General features: G+C 40.6%; 24 protein-coding genes. 15 read left to right on the forward strand and 9 right to left on the reverse strand.

From position 1 onward, the window contains the following. The first annotated feature begins 54 nt into the window (after positions 1 to 54). Complete coding sequence (locus L2096_RS13860; protein WP_004937747.1) at positions 55 to 540, forward strand: MarR family winged helix-turn-helix transcriptional regulator; 486 nt, start codon at positions 55 to 57, stop codon at positions 538 to 540. Here the strand turns inward: L2096_RS13860 and L2096_RS13865 are convergent, their stop codons facing one another. Next, entirely contained in the window at positions 541 to 1,158 is a 618-nt protein-coding gene (locus L2096_RS13865) for a TetR/AcrR family transcriptional regulator (protein ID WP_004937745.1), read from the reverse strand. It abuts the gene before it with no gap. 381 nt (positions 1,159 to 1,539) lie between these two features. Here L2096_RS13865 and L2096_RS13870 point away from each other — a divergent pair, with 381 nt between their 5' ends. The 4 genes from L2096_RS13870 (at position 1,540) to L2096_RS13885 (ending at position 5,554) form a co-directional block, all read left to right on the forward strand. Further along, the gene (locus tag L2096_RS13870; RefSeq protein WP_076032438.1) at positions 1,540 to 2,502 is read left to right on the forward strand and encodes a metal-dependent hydrolase; all 963 of its coding nucleotides are present in this window, start codon (positions 1,540 to 1,542) and stop codon (positions 2,500 to 2,502) included. Between the two features lie 41 nt (positions 2,503 to 2,543). Further along, complete coding sequence (locus L2096_RS13875; protein WP_004937737.1) at positions 2,544 to 3,377, forward strand: SDR family NAD(P)-dependent oxidoreductase; 834 nt, start codon at positions 2,544 to 2,546, stop codon at positions 3,375 to 3,377. A 23-nt stretch (positions 3,378 to 3,400) separates the two neighbouring features. Continuing rightward, on the forward strand, positions 3,401 to 4,930 hold the full coding sequence (locus L2096_RS13880) for a flavin-containing monooxygenase (RefSeq protein ID WP_250365660.1): 1,530 nt from the start codon (positions 3,401 to 3,403) through the stop codon (positions 4,928 to 4,930). 114 nt (positions 4,931 to 5,044) lie between these two features. Next, complete coding sequence (locus L2096_RS13885; RefSeq protein WP_004937731.1) at positions 5,045 to 5,554, forward strand: hypothetical protein; 510 nt, start codon at positions 5,045 to 5,047, stop codon at positions 5,552 to 5,554. Between the two features lie 62 nt (positions 5,555 to 5,616). Here L2096_RS13885 and accC read toward each other — a convergent pair whose 3' ends face one another. The 6 genes from accC to L2096_RS13915 form a co-directional block, all read right to left on the reverse strand. Further along, the gene (gene accC, locus L2096_RS13890) at positions 5,617 to 7,017 is read right to left on the reverse strand and encodes an acetyl-CoA carboxylase biotin carboxylase subunit (RefSeq protein ID WP_004937728.1); all 1,401 of its coding nucleotides are present in this window, start codon (positions 7,015 to 7,017) and stop codon (positions 5,617 to 5,619) included. A gap of 16 nt (positions 7,018 to 7,033) precedes the next feature. After that, positions 7,034 to 7,453 (reverse strand): acetyl-CoA carboxylase biotin carboxyl carrier protein, encoded by a 420-nt coding sequence (accB, locus tag L2096_RS13895; protein WP_004937725.1) that lies wholly within the window; start codon positions 7,451 to 7,453, stop codon positions 7,034 to 7,036. Positions 7,454 to 7,480: 27 nt separating this feature from the next. Continuing rightward, positions 7,481 to 7,930 (reverse strand): type II 3-dehydroquinate dehydratase, encoded by a 450-nt coding sequence (gene aroQ, locus L2096_RS13900; RefSeq protein ID WP_111813002.1) that lies wholly within the window; start codon positions 7,928 to 7,930, stop codon positions 7,481 to 7,483. Positions 7,931 to 8,861: 931 nt separating this feature from the next. Next, positions 8,862 to 9,746, reverse strand: coding sequence for a GTP cyclohydrolase FolE2 (gene folE2, locus L2096_RS13905; RefSeq protein ID WP_250365661.1), 885 nt, complete (start codon positions 9,744 to 9,746; stop codon positions 8,862 to 8,864). Between the two features lie 17 nt (positions 9,747 to 9,763). Continuing rightward, positions 9,764 to 10,981, reverse strand: coding sequence for a zinc metallochaperone GTPase ZigA (gene zigA / locus L2096_RS13910; protein WP_004937716.1), 1,218 nt, complete (start codon positions 10,979 to 10,981; stop codon positions 9,764 to 9,766). A 160-nt stretch (positions 10,982 to 11,141) separates the two neighbouring features. Then, positions 11,142 to 11,849, reverse strand: coding sequence for a YcbK family protein (locus L2096_RS13915; protein ID WP_250365662.1), 708 nt, complete (start codon positions 11,847 to 11,849; stop codon positions 11,142 to 11,144). A 226-nt stretch (positions 11,850 to 12,075) separates the two neighbouring features. Here L2096_RS13915 and L2096_RS13920 point away from each other — a divergent pair, with 226 nt between their 5' ends. Continuing rightward, positions 12,076 to 12,915 carry an ROK family protein gene (locus L2096_RS13920; protein ID WP_250365663.1) on the forward strand — a complete coding sequence of 280 codons (840 nt, stop codon included), beginning with the start codon at positions 12,076 to 12,078 and terminating at the stop codon, positions 12,913 to 12,915. Positions 12,916 to 13,005: 90 nt separating this feature from the next. Here L2096_RS13920 and L2096_RS13925 read toward each other — a convergent pair whose 3' ends face one another. Together L2096_RS13925 and L2096_RS13930 are read right to left on the reverse strand one after the other, a co-directional pair. Continuing rightward, on the reverse strand, positions 13,006 to 14,010 hold the full coding sequence (locus tag L2096_RS13925; RefSeq protein WP_119690514.1) for an NAD(P)H-quinone oxidoreductase: 1,005 nt from the start codon (positions 14,008 to 14,010) through the stop codon (positions 13,006 to 13,008). A gap of 195 nt (positions 14,011 to 14,205) precedes the next feature. Beyond that, positions 14,206 to 15,624, reverse strand: coding sequence for an aspartate ammonia-lyase (locus L2096_RS13930; RefSeq protein WP_250365664.1), 1,419 nt, complete (start codon positions 15,622 to 15,624; stop codon positions 14,206 to 14,208). A 135-nt stretch (positions 15,625 to 15,759) separates the two neighbouring features. Between L2096_RS13930 and L2096_RS13935 the strand changes: the two genes are divergently transcribed. The 9 genes from L2096_RS13935 to L2096_RS13975 all read left to right on the forward strand — a co-directional run bounded on the left by L2096_RS13935 (position 15,760) and on the right by L2096_RS13975 (position 23,774). After that, positions 15,760 to 16,659, forward strand: a complete 900-nt coding sequence (locus L2096_RS13935) for a LysR substrate-binding domain-containing protein (protein WP_004947478.1) — start codon at positions 15,760 to 15,762, stop codon at positions 16,657 to 16,659. 351 nt (positions 16,660 to 17,010) lie between these two features. Continuing rightward, positions 17,011 to 18,147 carry an amidase gene (locus tag L2096_RS13940; RefSeq protein ID WP_250365665.1) on the forward strand — a complete coding sequence of 379 codons (1,137 nt, stop codon included), beginning with the start codon at positions 17,011 to 17,013 and terminating at the stop codon, positions 18,145 to 18,147. A gap of 2 nt (positions 18,148 to 18,149) precedes the next feature. Continuing rightward, complete coding sequence (locus L2096_RS13945) at positions 18,150 to 19,319, forward strand: acyl-CoA dehydrogenase family protein (protein WP_502801299.1); 1,170 nt, start codon at positions 18,150 to 18,152, stop codon at positions 19,317 to 19,319. Positions 19,320 to 19,338: 19 nt separating this feature from the next. Continuing rightward, positions 19,339 to 19,698 carry a hypothetical protein gene (locus L2096_RS13950; RefSeq protein ID WP_004947469.1) on the forward strand — a complete coding sequence of 120 codons (360 nt, stop codon included), beginning with the start codon at positions 19,339 to 19,341 and terminating at the stop codon, positions 19,696 to 19,698. Between the two features lie 14 nt (positions 19,699 to 19,712). Next, positions 19,713 to 20,255: a nuclear transport factor 2 family protein gene (locus tag L2096_RS13955; RefSeq protein WP_250365666.1), complete on the forward strand. Its 543-nt coding sequence runs from the start codon at positions 19,713 to 19,715 to the stop codon at positions 20,253 to 20,255. Positions 20,256 to 20,257: 2 nt separating this feature from the next. Further along, positions 20,258 to 21,535 (forward strand): aromatic ring-hydroxylating oxygenase subunit alpha, encoded by a 1,278-nt coding sequence (locus tag L2096_RS13960; protein ID WP_250365667.1) that lies wholly within the window; start codon positions 20,258 to 20,260, stop codon positions 21,533 to 21,535. Positions 21,536 to 21,546: 11 nt separating this feature from the next. Further along, positions 21,547 to 22,032 carry an aromatic-ring-hydroxylating dioxygenase subunit beta gene (locus tag L2096_RS13965; protein ID WP_004937693.1) on the forward strand — a complete coding sequence of 162 codons (486 nt, stop codon included), beginning with the start codon at positions 21,547 to 21,549 and terminating at the stop codon, positions 22,030 to 22,032. Positions 22,033 to 22,043: 11 nt separating this feature from the next. Next, positions 22,044 to 22,781, forward strand: a complete 738-nt coding sequence (locus tag L2096_RS13970) for an SDR family NAD(P)-dependent oxidoreductase (RefSeq protein WP_250365668.1) — start codon at positions 22,044 to 22,046, stop codon at positions 22,779 to 22,781. 36 nt (positions 22,782 to 22,817) lie between these two features. Beyond that, the gene (locus tag L2096_RS13975) at positions 22,818 to 23,774 is read left to right on the forward strand and encodes a PDR/VanB family oxidoreductase (RefSeq protein ID WP_250365669.1); all 957 of its coding nucleotides are present in this window, start codon (positions 22,818 to 22,820) and stop codon (positions 23,772 to 23,774) included. Positions 23,775 to 23,797: the final 23 nt, after the last annotated feature.

Below are 23,797 nucleotides of genomic sequence, written 5' to 3' on the forward strand. Positions count from 1 at the left end.
AAAAGTATGGGGCTGATTGGCCTCATACTTTTTAATTTTTTATGAAGATAAATTATGCTACGTTCAAGTTCAGTTGATAGAAAAAGAGAAGAAGAGCCACGCTTAAGTTATATGATTGCTCGGGTTGACCGCATCATTAGCAAATATTTGACTGAACACCTAAGTGCGCTTGAGATTAGTTTGCCGCAATTTACTGCACTTTCGGTGCTGGCGGCCAAACCGAATTTATCTAATGCCAAGCTTGCTGAACGTTCATTTATAAAACCGCAATCGGCCAATAAAATTTTGCAAGATCTACTCGCAAATGGCTGGATTGAAAAAGCACCAGATCCAACTCATGGTCGACGCATTCTAGTTACGGTGACACCGAGTGGACTAGACAAACTAAACCAATGTAACCAAGTGGTTCAGCAGCTCGAAGCGCAAATGTTGCAAGGGGTCGATATTAATCTGGCTTTTCTGATTCGTAATAACCTTGAATTAATGGTGAAGAATTTAAGTACATTTTCTAGTTTAGACCAATCAAAAGAGGAGCTTTAATTATTGTTCAGCTTTCTTAAGCTCGGCATTAATATAGCTCATAATCATGGTTTTCAGTCCATCTACCAACTCGTCGAAACTGATGTAAGGATTGGGCAAAATCAAATGCCGTGCAATATTAAAAATGCCGCTGTTAATACTGACATAGGCTGTAACTGCAAGATTATTCACCTTTAAGTACTTTGGATTATGCATCATGTATTTCATGACAATATTCATCAGTTCCCGCTCAATCTGATTAATATACTTGTCATAACGCAGCTCATTGGCATGTCGTAAACAAATCAGATAGCGTTCATTGTTTCGGGTGAGCAAATCTCGAAAATTATAAAAAATAAGTTCAATGACAGATTCTAGCTCCATATCCATAATGACAGGCGTAAGATCTTTAATCATTTTTAAAATTTCTTGTACAAATGATGCCGCCATCGCATCGTAAATTTCTTCTTTATTTTTAAAGTATTCATATAATGACCCAACACTGACACCTGCAATATCTGCAATATGCCGAGTTGTAGTTCCACTCATACCATGCAATGCTACAGATATAAATCCAGCTTCAATAATGGTATCTACCGTGACTTTTGCTCGTGTTTGGCGCGGCTTTCGAGTGCTCAATGGATATTCCTTAAATCCGAACAATAATTCAAATTATCATGTTAGGCCAAATACAACAATTTAAAAAACATAAATCCGAACAGCAAAAAACACAACAAACTTCAGCCAGTAAGCACATCAAAAATCGAAGATTGTCAGTTGCGCAAAGCATCAAATTTAATGGTAATTTTAGTCAATATGTTAAATAAATTTATTAAAAATTAATAATTTAAAATAGATGAAGGTTTGAGTATGAATAAATAGCCTAAGCTACATTAAAGTTTATCAGATGATCTAGACCCGAATTGAATCCGAACAACACATCGGATTAGCATGAAGATATGTAAAAAGTCTGAACAATCTTTCAGCTTAATCCATTGAATGCTTTAAGAAGGTGTCGCCATGATCTCGACCGCAGTAAAAAAATCAGTCCAAGCTTTCAAGCCCATGCCTAAATTTGAGTTACCAGATTATACCCAAAAACCTGCAATTCCAATTCGTCATATTGCAGTTGGATTTGATGGAAAAGAGATTGATTTTGCGTTTTACATGAACAATCAATTTGCCAGTACTTTTTTCGCAACGCTCTCTGTGTTTTTGACGTATGGTGAAGATCTGGTCATTGAAACCGCACGGTATCATCGTGATTTCGTGAAAGATCCGCTATTGAAACAGCGTGTGACATCGCTGATCGGACAAGAGGCGATTCACTCTAAACTTCATAATGAATTTAATGACGCGATTGCACATGAAGCCGTTAATTTCCCGGTAAAACTATATCGCTTTTTGGGAGAGAAGTTTTTTGACAATATTTTCTTAAAATTTCCACAACCACTTAAGCTCTCCATGATGGCCGGAATCGAGCATTTTACGGCTGTGCTTGCAGAATACATGATGAAGCACGAGAAAAATTTCTACTATTCAAATGATGCCAAAACACGTGCGATGTGGATGTGGCATATGCTTGAAGAGTCGGAGCATAAAGATATTGCGTATGATGTCTATCAATTACTCAATGGAAACTATGCATTACGTGCAGCAGGCTTCTTTATAGCCTTTGGAACTATTTTGGGATTGATTCCGTTTTCAACATTGTTTGTGCCAGTTTTACGCCAACCAAAAGACCTTGTGACACGCAAATTCTGGAAAGATGCCAAACGCGGTGTAGCGCTGATCTTTAGTCCAAATGATGGTGTTTTTGGTAGCACTATGGGGCAAATCTTTGACTATTTACGTCGCGATTTTCATCCAAATGATCACGATACCAGTGAATACCTTGAGTATTACAAAGAAAAACTACTCAAAGAAGGTGGTGCCATTGCGCCGTATCTTGTGAAAGTTTTTACACCGGCGCTTCGTAGCTAAATCGATGCAATTGCAATGCTCAGAAAAAAGGACACATCACGATGATGCTATTTGGACGGAAAAATAAAAAACCAAGTTTTAACGCCTATGCAGTGGTTACAGGTGCGGGAAGTGGTATCGGGCGCAGTTTTGCTTTGGAGCTTGCAAAACGCAAAGCTACAGTTGTCTGTGCAGATATTAATCTGACTGGTGCTGAAGAAACGGTACGCTTAATCGAGCAATTAGGTGCAAAAGCGTTTGCGATTCAATGTGATGTGAGTCAAGCAGAACAGGTCAAGTCTCTGGCGGAGCAAGCCGAGCATCTCATGCAGCATCCGGTAACATTGGTGATCAACAATGCTGGGGTTGGCTTGGGTGGAAAGTTTGATGAAATCAGTTTAGACGACTGGCAATGGGTGACCAATATCAATTTATGGGGTGTCATTCATGGTTGTCATTACTTTGTGCCTAAGTTTAAACAACTTGGTTATGGTGCCATCATTAATGTTGCATCTGCGGCATCGTACACTGCGGCACCTGAAATGACAGCTTATAACGTCACTAAAGCCGGTGTTCGTGCGTTGTCTGAAACTTTGTACGCAGAGCTTGGTAAGTTCAACGTAAAGGTGAATGTATTGTGCCCAACTTTAGTACCCACCAACATCATCAAAAACGGCCGTATACCGGGGCGCTATTCAAAACTTGCAGATCATGCCCTGATGAATTTTGCCTTGACCACCAGCGATGCAGTAGCACGTTTAACACTCAATCGTCTGGATGCGGGTGAGCTTTATACCATTCCACAACTTGATGCCAAACTTTTCTGGCTGATGAAACGGACGTCACCTGTGCTTTACACCAAATTTTTAGGTCTATCGTACAGTTTATTTAAGTAAGTTTGATTTGAAGGTAAACCACCATGACAGCAAAATTAAAAGAAGTGACAACTGCTGAAAATGCATCAAAAATGCCGCAACATATTTATGATACTTTTATTGTAGGCGCAGGTATTTCAGGCCTTGCTGCTGCAAAACGTTTAGATGATGTAGGCTATGAGAATTATAAAATTATAGAGAAAGCCACTCGTGTTGGCGGGACATGGCGAGAAAATACTTATCCTGGCTGTGGTTGTGATGTGCCATCTGCCTTGTATTCGTACTCTTTTGCGCCCAGTAGTAAATGGAGCCATTTATTTGCACGCCAGCCTGAAATTTTGAGTTACTTGGAAGAAGTAAGCCAAACCTTTCATATTGATCAAAAAATTGAATTTGGAACTGAGCTCATTAAAGCCAGCTGGAACACCGAACAAAATCTTTGGGTACTGGAAACTTCAAAAGGAACCTATTTGTCACGTACAGTTATTTTTGCAACAGGCCCGATTACTGAAGCACAAATTCCCAAGTTAGACGGTTTAGATACATTTAAAGGTGAAATGTTTCATTCTGCAAAGTGGAATCATGATTATGACTTAACTGGAAAACGGATTGCGGTCATTGGTACCGGTGCTTCTGCCATTCAGTTTGTGCCGCAAATTCAGCCTTTAGCCAAAGAGCTGTATGTATTTCAGCGTACTGCACCATGGGTTATTCCAAAACCTGATATGGAATTGGGTAATGTAAGTAAATCGCTGATTGAGCGCTTTCCTATTATTCAGGCCACGTGGCGTCAGGCCGTGGCGCAGTCACTTAACGCAATCAATTTCGGTTTACGTAATCCTGCTGTGTTGAAGCCAGTGGGCGAAATATTTAAGCAAGTACTTAAAACGCAAATCAAAGATCCTGAACTACGTAAAAAAGTTACACCAGACTTTACCATTGGTTGTAAGCGTCTATTGTTTGCAAACAACTATTATCCAGCATTGCAGGCAGAAAATACTCAGTTGATTCCTCATGGCTTGGTCAAAGTTGAGGGCAATACCGTGATTGCAGCCAACGGTGAAAAACATGAGGTCGATGTCATTATTTGGGGTACGGGTTTTGAAGTTTCACATCCTCCGATTGGACGACGTGTTTATAACGAAAAAGGTCAGTGTTTACACGATTTGTGGAAAAGCACATCACCGGAAGCATATTTAGGCACTAATATTGAAAATGTACCCAATGCATTTTTGGTTCTTGGTCCGAATGTACTGGTCTATGATTCTTTTATTGGCTTGGCAGAGGCGCAACTTAATTACATTGTAGATGGTTTGCAAAAAATCAAAAAACATAAAATTAGTAAACTGACCGTCAAACCGCAAGTCCTTAAATACCACAATGAGCAGGTTCAACAACACCTTCAAACCACGGTTTTTAATGCTGGTGGCTGTAAAAGTTACTATTTAGATGCCAATGGCCGTAATTTTGCTGCATGGCCGTGGTCGTTGAAAACATTAAGACAGCGTTTAGCGCATTTGAACTTACGCGATTACGATGTGAGCTACGAGACTGTTGGCACACATATTCGCTAGGTAATATCTTTTATCGGCATGAATCCGGCATATAATCGGGTTGATGCCGATTTAAATTGTTCATATATGGTTATGATTAGATGAAAGCAATTAAAAATATGCTAATTTAAGTGTATGCATTTAGTCGTTAATAAATCTATGAAAAATATCTATATTGTTGGTTTATTGTGCTTCTGTTCTACATGGGCCATGGCTGAGGCGCCTTTAAAAGCACCTGAGGCTTCTGAACAACCGCAAACTATGGATTTAAATCCGAGTACCATTAAAATTGTGACTCGTCCTGAAATTATGGGCTTGTGGGGAATGGAAATTCCTAATAATAAAAAATGTACTGAATATTATAACTTTCGAAATGCCAACGAAGTGATTGTAAAAAGTGGCCAAGAGTGGTCGTATGGTATTTATGATTATCAACCATCACCAGATAAAAATGAGCAGTTGGCTGGTTTGATTATGCAAATCAAGTACGACAACAACGAAACTGATTGTTCTGGTCAAAAAGTCGATCAGTCAGGTGAGGTGTCGCAGTATTTTGTACACTGGAAAAATGCAGATACCATTAACTTCTGTGCCAATGAAAAAGGTCAGCAATGTTTTGCAACGCTGCGCAGAGTTTTACCTTAAGCAAGAGCACAAATAAAAAAACCTCTCATGAATCCATGAGAGGTTTTTTTATGAAATGACAATTATGCCTTTTCAGTTGTAGCATTTTCTTGTGTTGCAGCTGCAGCAGGCTTTTCAGCTTCAAGCTGTTTTAACAAGTGCTTTTCAAGATAATGAATATCCATGGCTTGTTTTAAAAACTCGGGATCTTGCAAGATCAAGTCTTTATGCAATGGAATATTGGTTTTTACACCTGTCAGAATCATCTCGTCTAATGCTTGACGCATACGAGCCATGGATGTTTCGCGGTCTTTACCATGTGCAATGAGTTTTGCAATCATTGAGTCATAGTAAGGCGGAATGCTGTAGCCCGAATAAATATGTGAATCTAGACGGATGCCTGCACCACCTGGTGCGTAGAAGCTATCGATCTTGCCTGGAGAAGGTAAGAAAGTGGTTGGATCTTCTGCGTTGATACGACATTCGATGGCATGGCCATGAACTTCAATTTCTTCTTGTTGCAGTTCTAAACCTAAACCGGCAGCAATACGTAATTGTTGTTCAATAATATCGATACCTGTCACCATTTCAGTTACAGGATGCTCAACCTGAACACGTGTGTTCATTTCGATAAAGAAGAATTCGCCGTCTTCAAACAAGAATTCAAACGTACCAGCACCGCGGTATTGCATGAGTTTACATGCATTCACACAAGCTTCTAAAATATCGGCACGTGCTTGCTCAGGTAAACCAGGAGCAGGTGCTTCTTCTAGCACTTTTTGGTGACGGCGCTGAAGCGAGCAGTCACGATCGTACAGGTGAACTGCATGGCCATTACCATCGCCCAAAACCTGAACTTCCACATGACGTGGCTTCTGCAAGAAACGCTCCATATAGACCGTATCGTCGCCAAACCACATTTCTGCGTCACGCTGAGCAGCCTGAACAGATTCAAGCAACGTATCTACACGCTCAACAATACGCATACCACGACCACCACCACCAGAAGCAGCTTTTACAATCAGCGGAAAACCGATTTCTTTTGCTTCTGCCAAGGCATTGTGAATAGTGACCGCATGATCACATCCTGGTACGGTCGGTACGCCTGCTTTTTTCATGGCAATAATCGCCGAAACTTTATTACCCATCAGGCGAATATGTTCAGGACGTGGACCAATGAAAATAAAACCAGAAGATTCTACAATTTCTGCAAACTCTGCATTTTCAGAAAGAAAACCGTAGCCAGGGTGGATGGCATCTGCACCTGTAATTTCTGCTGCAGTAATAATTGCTGGGATGTTTAAATAGCTATCACTACTCGCACCCGGCCCAATACATACCGCTTCATCAACAAAACGTAAGTGCATCAAGTCCTTGTCGGCATCTGAATAGATACCCACAGTCTTAATGCCTAATGATTTGCAAGCCCGGGTAATTCGTAACGCGATTTCACCACGGTTTGCAATTAATACTTTTTGCAACATAGCTATCCCCGTGAGATTATGCGCGGAAGCGGAATAATGGTTGACCAAACTGGATTACATCACCATTTTTTACCAAAATTTCTTCAACCACGCCACTTTGAGTTGCTTCGATCGGGTTCATGATTTTCATTGCTTCGATGATACCCAATGTTTCACCAGCAGAAACCGTTTGACCAACTTTTACAAATGGAGCTTCACCTGGGCTTGGGGCAGCATAAAATACGCCGACCATTGGAGAAGTCTCTACCGCACCACGAGGGGTTTTAGGCGCTGGAGCCGCTGGCGCTGCCGCCGGCGCAGCTGCAATTGCACCTGCTGCAATTACTGGTGTTGGACGAGTAAGAGCGATAGATTGATCACCTTCTTTAACCTCAATCGCTTGTAAGTCAGATTCAATCATCAAATCGATGAGTTTCTTAATTTTGCGAATATCCATAGGTGAATGTTCCTAAATCGTGTTGGATTAAATAGATGGTTGAATTTTGTGGATGGCGAAATCGAGAGCAAAGGCATAACCTTTGGCTCCCAAACCGCAAATTACGCCAACCGCTTTATCGGACAAATAGGAATGATGTCTGAAAGCTTCTCGAGCATGAACGTTCGATAAATGAACTTCAAGAAAGGGGATATCTACACCTAACAGTGCATCCCGCAGCGCAACCGATGTATGTGTGAGTGCTGCTGGGTTAATAATAATCAGTGAAATTCCGTCAAGTCTGGCTTGATGAATACGATCAACAATGGCACCTTCCCAGTTACTTTGAAAAGTTTCTAATCCGATACCTTGAGATTCTGCTTGGGTTTTGAGTTGCTGATTGATATCATCAAGTGTCAGATGACCGTACACCTCTGGCTCTCTTGTTCCTAAGAGGTTCAAATTCGGTCCATGAATTACCAAAATGGTTGAACTCATTCAACTTGCTCCAATTTATCAATGTGCAAACCATACTTGCAAAATCTATGCAAAATTTGCTCTTTCAGGCATATATTTCTGCTTTTGATTATCAATTTTGTTAGTAATTGAGCAAAGACTATATGCCAAATTTCATAGCATATATTGTAAACTTTGCGAGAAATGCGCAATGTTAAAAAATGACAAAATTCTAGTCTGTTTGTTTGTCACACAATTTAAACAGAATTGACTAAAACATATCGCTGAATGGATAGTAATTAAGATGTAGCGAATCGAAATATAACATCCAAAATGAGAAAGCTTTAGATTCGAAATGTGGAAAAGGGATTAAAAAGTGTGCTCAATTCTGCATTTCATAGGTCTTTTTTTGTTGCCAAAGAATGCATAATCAATTCAAGTGAAGTTAAAAAATTAGGAGAATTATTAAGAGGAAATAGCTTTTTATATTTATAAACTATTGAAAAAAATAAAAATTATTATGAAGCGTAAAAATTCAATCTATTTAAAATCCTTTTTAAATTTAACTAACATATTGTTTTTTAGTCAGAAAACTCAATGACACTTTGAAGTTATACGCTTCGATTTTTTTTCGTGGTCTGGCTTAAATAAATGGCCTTTAAAGTCATGAACTGGCTGTAGTTCATATTACAAGACAATGCTAAATGACTTTTTTGATCATTTTGACTGATCAAAAATGATATAAAAAGCCATTAACGATTTAGATCGTATTGGCAAAAGATAAAAACAAGCAATTTCAGTGATTTCCTAGACACGAAAGAATGATCTTTTTCTAATCAATTGCATTTCTATCTCAAAGATTCATCCGATATTTTATTTAAATTGAGCTATTTTGATACTATGTATCAAAATAGCCTAAGCAAAGCAGATAAATTTATAAAAGATCGTGAACTCATCTTTAAATGATTACGAGTCAAGATGACATCGAAATTGCGACTGCATCATGTGCGTGCAAACTTTCTTGATGAATCACTTTAATTGACCATTTTAATGATGTTTTATCAAGTTCACTCGATAAACGTCTGGCTGCATCTTCAACAAACATTAAATTTTGTCCGTTTAACTGCGCAAAAGCTTGTTCATCAGCTCGTTTTACCGCAGTTTGAGTCGGTGTCTTTAAGGCTTGCTCAACTTTATCAATCAATTCAGTTAAATTTATCAATTGCTTGGCATCATCTGTTTCAATCTTAATCTGCGCAATACTACGTTGGCTATGAGGCGTTGCATAAGTTGCATGTTCTTCAAGCCATTGCTTTATGTCTGATTTTGGCAATGTGTACGTGTCTTTAAATTGTAGTTCAAATGCCTGTGCAATCAATTGCCGCGATAAAGCCGCTGAGCAGGGGCAGGTCGATGAGTACGAGACATCAACTGCATAATTTATCCGAAATTTATGATTGATCAGCTCTGCTTCGATGCAAACAGGATAGCTTTTCCATCCATTCAGATCTGCGCTGACCAGTGCAGATCTGCTTAGCATCAAATCAAATTTCAGCACAATCTTTGCAGCATCACTACCACAATCTTGATGGCTAGAAATGATGTCTTGCAAAAGTGAATGAATGGCCGAAGCATCTAAGTCATGTAATTCATTGAGTAAGCGATACAGACGCGACATATGAATGCCTTTAATATCACTTTTTGGCAGATTGACATATATATCAACTTTGGCACTTAATGGATAATAAAATTGTTGAATAGAAAGGGGAAGGTCAATGCCTTCCATACCAACCCATTTCAGTGCGATCAAATTATTTGGTAATTGTGAAACGCAAACGTCTGGAAGTGATGAGTTCATAAAAGTTTATACATCGGTTAATTGAGTGAAGGCCAGTTAAATGGATTTGAAAATTTGATCCATTGCTGTGGACCAAGTGCCATTTCGGTGTCTGTGAGTAAGCATTGATCGAATTGCATGATCAGATCTTGCTCATTCATCTCCATGCCAATCATGACAATCTCTTGACGAGCATCACCCACTTTTTCATCCCAGTTTTTTTCAATTGCCGCCAGCGATTGATCATCTTGAGGCCAGTTTTCAGGCTCAGTTGCCGCCCACCAACTACCCGCTACGCCATGGCGTGCCATTGCACCTGCTTGCGACCATGAGCATGCAAGTGTTGGCTCACATGCCAACCAGAAAAAACCTTTTGACCTGACAACCCCTGGCCATTCAGAATTAATAAAGGCATAAAAGCGCTCAGGATGAAATGGACGGCGTGCACGATAAACAAAACTGCTAATACCGTACTCTTCAGTTTCTGAAACATGCTCTCCACGTAGTTCTTTTAACCAACCCGGTGCCTGAGATGCTTGATCGAAATCAAATAATCCAGTGTTTAGCACAGTATCTAGTGATACGCGTCCAAATTCAGAAATTTCGATTTTTGCGCGTGGATTAAGCTTGTTCAAAATAGCAATCAGACGTTCTTTTTCTTCGCTATTAATTAAATCAATTTTATTAAGAATAATCACATCACAAAATTCAATTTGATCGATCAATAAGTCGACTACGCTACGCTGGTCATCTTCACCTAAAGATTCCCCACGATCATTTAACTGATCATAAGAGCTGTAATCTCGAAGAAAATTAAATCCATCGACTACAGTCACCATGGTATCTAATTGTGCAAACTGGTTAAGAGAAATACCGTCTTCATCTGCAAAAGTGAAGGTTTCAGCCACAGGGAGAGGCTCTGAAATACCTGTAGATTCAATCACCAATTGATCAAACTTATTTTCTTCTGCCAAGCGTTTAACTTCAATCAGTAAATCTTCCCTTAAAGTGCAGCAGATGCAGCCATTACTCATTTCGACCAGTTTCTCATCGGTTCGAGAAAGTTCTGCGCCACCATTTTTGACTAGCGCAGCGTCGATATTGACTTCTGACATATCATTGACAATGACAGCCACACGGCGACCTTCACGGTTGTTTAAAATATGATTCAGTAATGTGGTTTTTCCGGCGCCCAAAAAGCCTGAAAGTACGGTAACTGGGAGTTTATGTGACGGATTGGCTAAGGAGCTGACCATTTGCTATGTCCTTTTTAAAGAAAACACACCGATATCACTGCGATGGATTGCCAAAAGCAGTAATTTAATATCTCAATGTTATGTTATAATATAACAAATAATCAATCAGATTTTATGTGTTTATCTTTCTTGGGCTACTTTAGCTGCTTAAATGGCTTATTTATTCAATTTTTTCACCACAAATTGAGCTATGCCAAGTATGGTCTGGTCCCCATGTTCTAAATCCCTTGGTGTCGATATGAATTTGACCAGAACTATAAACGCCTAAGCCCATGTTGTAGCGCTGACCTTCAGTTTGCCAAAATTTACATAATTTGCGTTTGCTGCTGGCGATGCGCAGCTGATCTGAATCTGATGGAAATTCTGGTCCAATGCGAAAATCTATCGCCGAGTTTTGCATATGAGAAGACTCTTTTGCGCCACCTACGCAAGCGTTAAGCATTGGTGAACGATAAGCAGAAGTCAGTTCGATATCTGAAATGATATTAGAATTTACCAAATAGGCGAGTAACTTGAGTGTCGGTACAGCATTATTCCATACAGATGAATCAGGAACATCGTATTGATCGTACTGACATGCTTGCCAGCCACGCGCAGATCGGAATAACTCAAAATCTGGTGCAACCAGATTAACGCCTTGACTTATTAAATAGTTTTTATAGTCAGAAACACGCTTCTGATTGAGATTACGTTCTAACCATACAATATAAGAGACAGGTATTGGTTTGGCGAGAGCAGAGGATTGTATTGCATTTGGACGTACAGATTGAATCTGTTTCGCCGATTTTGGTGGATGTTGTATAGATGTACAAGCGCTTAAAGTTAGTCCAAAAAAAGTGAAAACGGTTAAAACGTAAAAATGCTTCATTTTTGTTCATGATTAAATCTGATGTTATAGTATAACAATTAATTTGGCGTCACTCAGTCACTTTTTTGCCATAAATGATATCTCTTTGTTTAATAATCGAGATTACCTCTAGTCTAATAAATCATTCAAAGCACATAACATTAAAGAGGAACAGACAAACTTCAACTGTATTTCAACTCTTTTCATTTTATAAATAGAGCAAGAGACTATATTTTTTAGGAAAAATATGCGAAGTAGTTCTATTGGGATAGATCTGGGCGGTACAAAATTATTATTACTCTGTGAACATGCCGAGGCAATTTATAGTACTGGTATTGGGTTTACACCAGATCAACTTTTGGCTCATCTTGATAATTTTATTACGCAAAGCGAACTCATGCCGAGTAGTATTGGTCTTGCAGTTCCGGGGTTGGTCAATGCTTCGGGTGATATAGTGTTGTCTGATGTGTTGCCAGCATTTAATGGTTGGCAAGCGACTCAAGCGTTGCAGGCTTGGTGTAACACAGTAGCTGTGCTAAATGATATCAAAGCGGCACTTATACAAGAATTTTCGCACGCTTCGAAAGACATAACCGCTGGTGTTGTAATGGTGGGTACCGCTATAGGCGCTGCTTTAATGGTGCAAGGGCAACCGCTCACTGGTACATGTGGATGGGCAGGGGAATTGGGTTATTTGCCGATTGTACAGCATGATCAGATTCGAAGATTAGACGATTTGGCAAGTGGTGCAGCACTGGTCAAAGCATGTGGCTTGCAACCAAAAGATCTGGCTTTAAGAGCACATGCAAACGATCGCCAAGTTTTAGACATGATTCAAACAGCAGGAGCTGCATTGGGGTTGGGGCTGGCCAGTGTAATCCACCTGTTTAATCCATCAAAGTTGAGTTTAGGAGGTGGCACCTTACAATTGCCCGGTTATTGGGAGGCTGCTTTACAATCAGCACAAGAAAATACCTTGCCTATGTTATGGCAAGCATGCGAGCTGAACCGGATAAAAAATGCAGCGCATGTTGTGGCGCTGGGCGCCATTCAAGCTGGCTTAGATTATTCTCAAAACCGTTCTTAATTTTTCACTTTCTCCATTCTAAGCTATTAAACAAAGCTGAATCAAAGCAGCCTAAAATGGAGAAATGAAAGCAATTAAACAATACTCTATTTAAGTTTTACTCATCGAAATCACAATTTTTCCAATATGTTCGCTTTTCTCCATCGCGGTATGTGCCTGCGCTATTTGATCAAAAGTAAATGTTTTATAAATGATCGGTCGGCATTGACCTTGCTCAATCAATGGCCAGACTTTTTCTTTTAAGGCTTTGGCGATAGTGTATTTTTCTTCATCGGTGCGTGCACGCATGGTCGAGCCCGTCACTTTGGCACGCTTTAAAATAAGCTGCTGAAGATCAAAGTCTTTCGCGAAACGCCCTCCCATAAAGCCCAAAATGACCAAACGTCCGTCGCGTTTTAATACATTCATATTTTGCTGAAAGTATTTACCACCCACAATATCTAAAATGACATCAACACCTTGCTTTTGAGTCTGTTCCAGAATCACGTCTTCAAAGTTGTCTGTTTTGTAGTTGATTGCAGTGGTGATCGCATCTAAAGCCTGAACCTTATCGTCTGTGCCGACCGTGGTAAACGTTTTGATTCCCATGGCATGGCATAAACTCAGTGCTGTGGTTCCTATTCCGCTGGCTCCGCCATGAATAAGTGCCGTTTCGCCAGCAGTTAAACCACCAATATCGAACAAGTTTGCCCAAACGGTAAAGTAAGTTTCTGGAACGACGGCCGCTTCTTCAAAACTTAACGAGCTTGGAATCGGTAATGTTTGGGTTTCAGGCACAGCACAAAACTCGGCATAGCCACCACCATTGGTGAGCGCGCATACTTCATCGCCTATATTAAAAAGCGAGACGGCACTGCCTTTGGCAACCACAATACCTGCGACTTCAAGTCCGGGAATGGGGGTTACACCTTTTGGCATTGGGTACAGCCCCATGCGCTGCAATACATCTGGGCGGTTAATTCCAAAAGCTTTCACCTGAATCAACAGCTCATGATCTTTGATTTCGGGTAGATCAGCTTCGGTTATTTTAAGTACATCGGGATCACCGGGTTCTGAAATTTCAATGTGTTTCATGCGTGTTGGTAAATCCGTCATGTTTAATCCTTATTTATAGGCGTAAAAGCGATGGTATCTTAAAGTAGATACGGATAATTTTGATTAATGCTACCGTTTAACTTGTGATTGCTCTATTAGATTAAAGTGAATAAATGAAAACTTGTTATCGTGTTTTAGATGAAAAATAAGTGCAAAAAAAAGGAGCGATATACGCTCCTTTTTTTATTTGAAAGATTAAGCTGTTTCAGCTTTAGGTTGTACCATGTTATCAATGGCAAGAATTTCGGCCAATTGATCATCAGATAACAAATTTTCTGCTTTAATCAGGCTTAAAACACTCAATCCGCTTTCATTGGCTGTTTTAGCAATACGGGTCGTGGTTTCATAACCCAAGTACGGGTTCAATGCAGTCACAATCCCGATAGAGTTATCTACCAAAGCTTTACAGTGTTCTTGATTCGCTGTTACGGTATCTACACATTTGGTTTGGAACATCACCAACGCATTCGATAGCAACTCAATTGATTCAAATAACTTGTATGCAATCAATGGTTCAAAAGCATTTAATTGCAACTGACCTGCTTCTGCAGCCAAGGTTACAGCCAAGTCGTTTGCGATTACTTGGAAGCATACAAGGTTAAGTGCTTCAGGAATCACTGGGTTTACTTTACCTGGCATAATTGAACTGCCTGGCTGGCGTGGTTCAAGATTGATTTCGTTGATACCAGTGCGTGGGCCACTTGAAAGTAAACGTAAGTCGTTTGCAATCTTAGACAATTTAGTCGCAGTACGTTTAAGCAAACCAGAAAGTAAAACGAAGTCGCCCATATCGGAGGTTGCTTCAATTAAATCTGGAGCAGATTTAATGTTTTTCTGGCTAATCTGAGCAAGTGCTTCAATTGCTAGCTCTGTATATTTTTGCTCAGTATTGATACCTGTACCAATCGCGGTACCACCTAAATTCATGTAATTTAAAGTGCTAGGTGCAATTTCTTTGAGCTTAACCAAATCTTTTTCAAGCGTTGTCGCAAATCCGTTAAACTCTTGACCAAGGGTCATTGGCACAGCGTCTTGTAATTGAGTACGGCCCATTTTCAAGATATGTGAAAATTCGTCGCCTTTTTGACGCAAGCTTGCAATCAGGTTTGAAAACGGGGTGTACATTTCATCTAAACTGAACAATAGACCTAAGCGAATTGCAGTTGGATAAACATCGTTGGTCGATTGCGACATATTGACATCGTTATTTGGGTGCAGGTGTTTATATTCACCTTTTTTGTAACCCAAATGCTCAAGACCAATGTTTGCAATCACTTCGTTGGCGTTCATGTTGGTTGAAGTACCTGCACCACCTTGAATAAGGTCGATAGGGAACTGTTCATGGTAAGCACCATGAATCAACTGATCGCAGCTGTATTTGATGGCGTTTAGTTTTTGATCGCTCAATTTGCCCAGTGTATGGTTTGCCTCGGCACAGGCATGCTTGACCATAGCCAAAGATTTGATCAAATTCGGGTATTGGTTAATTTTATTTGAGCTTAAATTGAAGTTTTCAATTGCTCGTAGTGTCTGGATTCCGAAATAAAACTGGTTTGGTACTTCACGCAGACCAAGTAAATCCTTTTCTGTACGAGTTTGAATTTCAGCGTTCATTCTAGTATCGCTATCTAAACAAGATAATTCATCATAGATTTGGGTATGCATAATTTCTAATGCATAGATTAATTTTAGTATGCAATTTTTGCATAGCATGATTATAATGCGCCAAACATCATATGACATGAAGCAATGAGTCTTGAAATTCGCTGGATTGAAGATCTACTCACCCTGGAACAAGAACGTTCATTTTCAAAAGCAGCAGAACGTCGGTTTGTCAGTCAGTCTGCATTTACCCGACGTATCCAACAACTCGAACAAGCATTAGGTTATGCAATTCTTGAGCGCAATTCGAGATACATGGAATTTACAGATGCTGGACAGATTTTGCTGGCAACGGCCAAAAGCATCGAACAGCAACTTAATGCGACCTTGGCTTTGCTCAATAACTTAAATCGAAGCAATGAAGTGACGATTAAGTTTGCGGTGGTGCATTCATTAAGTTCTACTTTCTTTTCAAAGTTTTTAAGATTGTTTCCAGATTATATTAAAGATTTTAAAATTGAATTGGTGGCTGCAAATGTGGGGGAAGGATTTAAACTATTAAAAGAAGGTGCTTGTGATTTTTTAATTTGCTATTCAGATGAAACTAAGCTTAAAGCTATTAATAGTGATGTACTTACCCATTTAAAACTTGGTGATACAGAAATTGTTCCTGTGACATTGATTGATGAAGATGGTAATGCAAAATATGATATAAATCATCGCTTTCCGCTTCTTTCGTATAGTAAGAACGCATACTTAAGAAATCTGGTTGATCAGGTAATTTCAAACAAACTTGAATATCGAATTTTATATGAAACAGATCATGCAAATAATTTGAAGGATTTTGTTTTACAGGGCGCAGGAATTGCATGGTTACCTAAAATTACCATTGAAGAAGATTTACTCAAGAAGAAATTGAAAATCATTAATGCACGTGAATATATTATCAAACAGCAAATTTTTATTTTTAAAAATAAAATTCGAAAAGATGATTATTTAAAAATCTTCTGGGATTCACTCCGAAATATTGAGTTTAACACTGACTGATTTCGCTTTTGACCCTGATCAAAAAGCCCAAGGATGCTTGATTGCAAACTTGGGCTTTTTTTTTGGTCTCAATTACAATTATCTTTGAACAAAAATAGTGCAATCTAAAATTAATAAAAAATTTAATTGAAATAAATAGCTTTTTTATGATTGCTTAAAAAGTGTTTAGGTATATAATTTTTTAATTAAGTAATTGTTTTTAATTATTTTAAACAGATATGTATCAAATTAGTGCAAAGAGAAAAACATAATAAAGCACTAGAATCTATTTAAAAAATTAGTTGACATTTCAATTAAAATGATCAAATTTAATAAGCATAACTGTATAGCATGTGACCAGTTGAGGGCGACATGGATCATATTTTTTCAAAAAAAATAAGCGTAGGAAATGGCATTCACACTGTAGCCATAAAAGACACCATTCATATTCAAGGATTTCAAACTTGTGCGGGAAGTGCAGCATTATCGAACACACAAGAAGAACAGCATCATGCTGATATCATTGAGTATTTGATTGAAAATAATTGTAGCGTTGTAGGCAAGACCAATCTTCATGAGCTGGCTTTTGGTATTACAGGGATTAATCATTTTACCGGTACTTCCATTAATCCAAAGTATCCAACGCTGATTCCTGGCGGATCGTCAAGTGGTTCAGCCGCCGCTGTAGCAGCAGGTTTGGTTGATTTTTCAATTGGTACCGATACGGGTGGGTCAATTCGTATGCCAGCAACTTGCTGTGGTGTCTTTGGTCTGAAACCAACTTATGGGCGTGTGAGTCGAAATGGAGTTCTACCAGAGTATAGCTCGCTAGATTGTGTTGGGCCGTTTGCAGCTACGATTGATCTTTTAACACATGCCATGACGTGCATCGATCCAAGCTTTGTAGCTGCGGATGTACCAAAAGCGTCGCCTAAGTTTGCATTGTTGGACGTTCAGGCGGATGAACTGATCTGGAACAGTATTCATTCATATTTAAAAGTATGTGGCCTAGAAAATTTACCTAAGTTATCAGTTGCACATTTTGAAGAAGCATACGATGCAGGAATGCAAATCATTAATTATGAAAACTATCAGGCATTTCATCATTTGATCGATACAGATCTGTTAGGGATAGATGTTGCATCTCGATTAAAAAATGCAGCAAAAACAAACTCAACAGATGTTATGCAGGCCAATCAAATTCGTGAACAATTTAGGCATGCACTCGCTGTCATTTTAGAGCAATACGATGCCGTATTATTGCCTACTTTGCCTCAGTTACCTCCAAAACTTGAAGATGCTGAAAACACAGCGGCATTTTTAAATCTTACTGCATTGGTACGTCCTTTTAACTTATCGGGCCACCCAGCTGTGTCTATTCCACTTGAAACGACCGCTGGGCAGCCAGTTGGATTGCAAATGGTGACGCGTCATTTCAATGACCCACATTTATGTGCTTATGCCGCGTATCTGGTTCAAGCATATGCCTCTAATTCAAAGGAGATGTAGCAATGAATGGATTATCTCGAATGAGTTTAACCCACCAGATCAATCATGATGTTCAGCTCGATGATTTTTGCGTCGAGATCAGGGAGCGTGCCTGTACTGGTGAATTCGATGAACAAGGCTATGTGTCGCTTGATGTGGTCGAGAAGCTCAAGGCATTAGGAGTATACCGTGCTTTGGTACCCAAACGTTTTGGTGGAGACGAGTGTTCGCCGCGAGAATTTTGTGAACTCATTGAGCGTATTGCTATGGCTGATGGCTCGGTGGGATGGGTGGCGAGTTTCGGGATGAGTCCTGCCTATTTGGCGGGATTGCCAGAGGCAACGCTGCACGAAATTTATAAAGATGGTCCTGATGTTGTGTTTGCAGGCGGTATTTTCCCACCCCAAGCCGCTCAAATGACACAAGAGGGTATACGGGTGACTGGACGCTGGAAATTTTCAAGTGGATGCATGGGAGCCGATATAGTCGGTGTGGGTATTTCTCCACGCAGCAATGAGGGTGTGGCACAGTTGCCACGGATGGCGGTGATTCCGGCGAACCAAGTACAAATTGATATGACATGGGACACCGTAGGGCTTAAAGGTACCGGCAGTCATGACTTGATTGTAAATGATGTACTGGTGAAAGAAGACTGGACCTTTATTCGCGGTGCTGCTTCTACATTGCCTGAGCCTTTTTTTAAATATCCATCACTTTCTTTTGCCACACAGGTGCTTTCGGTGGTGGGAATTGGTATCGCAGCGGCAGCGCTAAACGAATTTAAACAATTAGCTCCCGGCAAAGCATCAATTACTGGGGGTGCCGAAATCGCACAGCGTCCCGTAACACAATATGAATTTGCTAAGGCCGATGCCGAATTTCAATCTGCGAAAGCATGGTTCTACCAAACAATGGATCGGGTCTGGAGTGAGATCATTACAGGACAAACACCCATTCCAGAACATATTCGCGATATGCGCTTGGCTTGTACGCATGCCGTCCGTATTTCTGCAGAGGTGACGCGCACTATGCAAATGCTGGCGGGTATGACTGCAATTTATACCCACAATCCGTTTAGCCGTTTTGTCAATGATGCCAACGTGGTCACTCAACATGCCTTTATGGGAGATGCATCCTTACTCAATGCGGGTGCAATGAGTTTTGGTTTAGATCCAACCCCGGGTTATTTGTAATTTTTAGGAGCTTAAAACAATGGAAAAAAAATCATCGCTACGTGTTTTGTTTTGCATGGGGATCAACCAGAACTTCTTCGATGCAGAACCATCAGAAGCTAAAGCGGTATGGGCTGCATTTGGTGAAATGTGGCATGGAATTCATACGCTTTCAGGGGTAACGGTATTGGGTAATCTTGATGATGACCAAAGTATGGTTGGGCCAAGTTCAGGTTGGCCATGGACAACCTATCTGCTGGCAGATGTACCAGATATTGAAACCGTTCATGCCGCATGTAATCTGTTTCGAACCACCGTGGTGGGAGACGGCCCGTACAAACTCTGGAAATACTGCAAAGTTGAAGCGCGTGTAGGGCGTGAATTGATTATTCAGCACTGATCAGAGAGCACATCATGATTGAACATCATATTCTTGAGCGTCTTGATCAGCTAGAAGCCATCAATACAGTGCGCCATATCTTGCATCGTTATATGGAGCTTTGCGATGGTTTAGGTGCAGATACAGATCTTCAATTATTAATGTCATTGTTTGATCAAGATGCGATTTGGGAAGGTATTGGTCAGCGTTATCAAAATACCTTTGGTCAGTATCGAGGAAGCGAAGCAATTGCAAATATGTTTGCAAAATACACTCAACACGACTCACATTTTTTGATGAATGCTCATTTTGTGAACTCGGAACAAATTGAGGTCGATCAAGATTGCGCCACAGGGCGCTGGATGATGTTGCAAACATCGACTTTTCGAGATGGAAAAGCACATTTAAATGCCGCAAAGCTGACCGTTCAATTTAAACGTGACCCTGTGGGGTGCTGGAAAATCAGCCATTTTCAAACGCAAAATATTTTTAGCCGGCCAGTTGCGTATTGGGATAGTGAAGATCAACTACCTGTACCCGAAACGGCAAGCCAAACAATAGAGAGTTTAAAGGAATAAGTATGAACAGTTTAATTCCAATGCGACCGGATGAAACCGATTACGCCCATCTGGTTCAGACAGACCGCGCACATACCTCGTTATACACAGACGCAAAAATTTTTGACGATGAAATGCAAAAAATCTACTACAGCACATGGGTATGGGTGGCGCATGCCAGTGAAATTCCGGAAAGCGGGAGTTACAAAACCATTAATATCGGTCAACAACCCGTGGTGGTGGTACGCGATCGCAAAAAGAATGTTCATGTGTTGCTAAACCGTTGTCGTCATCGCGCAGCGACCGTATGTGAGCACAAAAAAGGCAAAACCAACAGTTTTGTTTGTCCTTATCACGGCTGGAGTTATGCACTCGATGGTTCGTTGCGTGGCGTACCATCACCTGAAAGCTACGGAGAGTGTCTGGATAAAAGTGAGCTGCCATTATTTCGTCTTCGGATGGAAGAGTACAACGGCATGATTTTTGCCACCTTTAAAGATGATATTGAACCATTAAATGACTTTTTAGGGCCTGCAAAAAAATGGATTGACCTATTTATGAAACAAGGTGCAGGCTATCCAATTAAAGTGCTGGGTGAGCATCGCTTTCGTTTTCCTGGAAACTGGAAAATCCAGCTAGAAAACACCACAGATGCCTACCATTTTCCTTTGGTACACAAGTCATTCTTAAGTTCGGTCGATCAGCAAACCGAAGTGCTCTTTAATTTTGAAGATCAGCCGGGTTATGTCGAAGATCTAGGCAATGGCCACAGCGTAATGGTGATGATCCCAGAGCTGGTTGATCTGGATGAAGAACTGATGGAGCGACCAATTCAGGAGCGTTTTGAAGATTTAGCTCAGGCACTTCGCGATGAAGGCCATGCAGAGCTTGAAGTACGCCGTATTGTACGAGCGGTAGGTGGTTCTGGGTTCAATTTAAATCTTTTTCCGAATATCGCTTGCTCCATGGCATTTTTCCGTGTCATGCAACCGATTTCTGTAGATGAAACCGAAATTCATCACGCCGTCATTACTATGGACGGTGGTCCGCAAATTGCTAATCAGTACCGTTTGCGCTTGCATGAACATTTTCAGGGGCCATTTGGCTTTGGTACACCAGACGACTCTGAGGCGTGGGAGCGAGTTCAGCATGGTGCTAAAGCTGGTCAGGATCTATGGATTATGCTCAATCGTGGTTTACCAGAAGAAGTAGCCACTGAAGATGGTTTAAAAAGTGATGTCAGTGCAGAAACCGGCATGCGTGCTGCGTATCGGCAATGGAAAAAGATGATGACGGCGTAAAGGAGAGCAGCATGAATATAAATTTAAATGTACTGAATGAAGTGACCGCTTTTATCTGGGCAGAAGCCGATATGCTCGATCACGCCGAATACCGTGACTGGTTATCGCTTTGGGAAGAAAAAGGAACCTATATTATTCCTATCGATCCGAAACTCACCGACTACGAAAATCATCTGAACTATGCTTATGACGATCATCATATGCGTAAGCTCCGGGTCGAGCGACTTGAAAATGGCGAAGCGATTTCGACGTCTCCGAAAGCCAATACCGTGCGCAGTATTTCACGGGTGCGAGTAATTGAAGATAAAGACAATCAAATTGTATTGCGCTGCGCACAAAACCTGCGTGAATTTCGTAAAGAAGCTTTAAAGCACTACACCGCCGATATTACCTATCACTTGGTACGCCAAAACGAAGGCCATCTTAAAATTCAGCGAAAGATCGTCAATCTGGTCAACTCAACCGATACGCTCTCAGGTATTAGTTACATCTTGTAGGAGATCTGGATATGCAGCAAGTTGTATTGGTGACCGGAGCATCCTCAGGGCTTGGTTATGTAATTGCAGAGCATTTTGCGCGGTTGGGGCATCAGGTCATTTTATCTGCCAGTACGTTGGAAAAAGCACAGCAGGCCGTAAGTTTAAGCGCTTATGCTCAAAATCTGTATCCGCTCAAGCTAGATATTTCAAAAGAGCAAGATTTTAAAGCGGCTATTACATGGATTGATCAACAATTTAATGGCTTAGATGTACTGATCAACAATGCCACCATGACCAAGGCAACGCCTGTGCTTGAAATCACCGCAGATGATTTTGACCAGATTACACAAGTTAATCAGAGAGGGACCTTTCAGGCATGTCAGTTGATTGGCAAGTATATGGCCAATAAAGGCTTTGGTCGAATCGTTAATATTGCGTCTCTGGCAGGTCAAAATGGAGGAACCGCAACAGGTGCTCACTATGCCGCATCTAAAGGCGCAATTGTGACTTTAAGCAAGATTTTTGCCAAAGAGTTTGCAGCCTCGGGTGTGACGGTAAACGCGATTGCACCCGGCCCGTTAGAGTCCCCAATGGTTCATAGCGTGGTTCCAACAGCGAAAATAAATCAATTTATCAACAATATTCCAGTCAAGGCTTTAGGCAATATGGAGTTTATTGCTCAAACATGCGCGCTTTTGGCCAGTCCAAATGCTGGTTTTGTAACGGGTGCCACATGGGATATTAATGGTGGCTTGTTCATGCGCTAAACCGCATAAAACATCAACATAATCAGTGAGGCAGCAATGACTGAACTTTATGATGTAATTGTAAAAAATCGTCAGATTCAAGGTGAAAATGTAGTCGTGCTTGAACTTGAATCAGCACGAAAGGGTATTTGCTTACCTTGTGTAGAGGCGGGTGCGCATGTCGATTTACATCTGCCAAATGGTCTGATTCGTCAGTATTCCTTGTGTCAAAACCCACAGCAAGAAGGGATTTTTCGAATAGGTATATTAAATGATCCCGACTCACGTGGTGGATCGCGTTCAGCATATCATGAGATTCAAACTGGCATGCAGTTAAAGGTCAGTCAACCTAAAAATTTATTTCCACTGCACAGAGCACGCCACAGCATTTTGGTTGGGGGGGGAATCGGTATTACGCCGTTAATTGCGATGGCGTATGCGTTACACCAAGAAAAAGCATCATTTGAGCTGCATTACTGTGCTAAAAGTGAACACAGTAGCGCATTTGTGGATGAGCTTAAACACGGACCACTGGCCAGCTACACCACCTTTCATTTTAAAGATCAGGGTGCAAATCACCGGGAATTTTTTGAACAATTTATGCAGCATCTTCTGGAAGATACACATATTTATACCTGTGGCCCAAATGGATTCATGGACTGGGTAATTAATTTAGCCAAAGCTCATAAGCTTCCAGATCAGCAGGTTCACAAAGAATATTTTCAGGTTGAAGCTGATCTGAGCGGCGATGCTTTTGATGTGGTCGCCAAGCGCTCCGGTAAAACCATTCGCGTGCATGCAGAAGAAACCATTTTGTCTGCCTTGGCGCGTGAAGGAATTTGTATTGAAATGTCTTGTGAACAAGGTGTATGCGGAACGTGTATGTGTGATGTGCTTGAGGGTGAGCCAGATCATCGGGATGTATATTTTACCGATGAAGAAAAAGCCGATAACGAGCAGATTCTGGTGTGTTGCTCGCGCGCCAAATCGGCCCGACTGGTCTTGGATATTTAGATCAGATGAGATTTAAAAAATAA

The sequence above is a fragment of the Acinetobacter sp. ACZLY 512 genome, assembly GCF_023614015.1.
GTDB classification, from domain to species: domain Bacteria; phylum Pseudomonadota; class Gammaproteobacteria; order Pseudomonadales; family Moraxellaceae; genus Acinetobacter; species Acinetobacter soli.

Coding starts and splice junctions, on each gene's coding strand:
- L2096_RS13860 (WP_004937747.1), top strand. CDS start 55: ATGCTACGTTCAAGTTCAGTTGATAGAAAAAGAGAAGAAGAGCCACGC.
- L2096_RS13870 (WP_076032438.1), top strand. CDS start 1,540: ATGATCTCGACCGCAGTAAAAAAATCAGTCCAAGCTTTCAAGCCCATG.
- L2096_RS13875 (WP_004937737.1), top strand. CDS start 2,544: ATGATGCTATTTGGACGGAAAAATAAAAAACCAAGTTTTAACGCCTAT.
- L2096_RS13880 (WP_250365660.1), top strand. CDS start 3,401: ATGACAGCAAAATTAAAAGAAGTGACAACTGCTGAAAATGCATCAAAA.
- L2096_RS13885 (WP_004937731.1), top strand. CDS start 5,045: ATGCATTTAGTCGTTAATAAATCTATGAAAAATATCTATATTGTTGGT.
- accC (WP_004937728.1), bottom strand. CDS start 7,017: ATGTTGCAAAAAGTATTAATTGCAAACCGTGGTGAAATCGCGTTACGA.
- accB (WP_004937725.1), bottom strand. CDS start 7,453: ATGGATATTCGCAAAATTAAGAAACTCATCGATTTGATGATTGAATCT.
- aroQ (WP_111813002.1), bottom strand. CDS start 7,930: ATGAGTTCAACCATTTTGGTAATTCATGGACCGAATTTGAACCTCTTA.
- folE2 (WP_250365661.1), bottom strand. CDS start 9,746: ATGAACTCATCACTTCCAGACGTTTGCGTTTCACAATTACCAAATAAT.
- zigA (WP_004937716.1), bottom strand. CDS start 10,981: ATGGTCAGCTCCTTAGCCAATCCGTCACATAAACTCCCAGTTACCGTA.
- L2096_RS13915 (WP_250365662.1), bottom strand. CDS start 11,849: ATGAAGCATTTTTACGTTTTAACCGTTTTCACTTTTTTTGGACTAACT.
- L2096_RS13920 (WP_250365663.1), top strand. CDS start 12,076: ATGCGAAGTAGTTCTATTGGGATAGATCTGGGCGGTACAAAATTATTA.
- L2096_RS13925 (WP_119690514.1), bottom strand. CDS start 14,010: ATGACGGATTTACCAACACGCATGAAACACATTGAAATTTCAGAACCC.
- L2096_RS13930 (WP_250365664.1), bottom strand. CDS start 15,624: ATGAACGCTGAAATTCAAACTCGTACAGAAAAGGATTTACTTGGTCTG.
- L2096_RS13935 (WP_004947478.1), top strand. CDS start 15,760: ATGAGTCTTGAAATTCGCTGGATTGAAGATCTACTCACCCTGGAACAA.
- L2096_RS13940 (WP_250365665.1), top strand. CDS start 17,011: ATGGATCATATTTTTTCAAAAAAAATAAGCGTAGGAAATGGCATTCAC.
- L2096_RS13945 (WP_502801299.1), top strand. CDS start 18,150: ATGAATGGATTATCTCGAATGAGTTTAACCCACCAGATCAATCATGAT.
- L2096_RS13950 (WP_004947469.1), top strand. CDS start 19,339: ATGGAAAAAAAATCATCGCTACGTGTTTTGTTTTGCATGGGGATCAAC.
- L2096_RS13955 (WP_250365666.1), top strand. CDS start 19,713: ATGATTGAACATCATATTCTTGAGCGTCTTGATCAGCTAGAAGCCATC.
- L2096_RS13960 (WP_250365667.1), top strand. CDS start 20,258: ATGAACAGTTTAATTCCAATGCGACCGGATGAAACCGATTACGCCCAT.
- L2096_RS13965 (WP_004937693.1), top strand. CDS start 21,547: ATGAATATAAATTTAAATGTACTGAATGAAGTGACCGCTTTTATCTGG.
- L2096_RS13970 (WP_250365668.1), top strand. CDS start 22,044: ATGCAGCAAGTTGTATTGGTGACCGGAGCATCCTCAGGGCTTGGTTAT.
- L2096_RS13975 (WP_250365669.1), top strand. CDS start 22,818: ATGACTGAACTTTATGATGTAATTGTAAAAAATCGTCAGATTCAAGGT.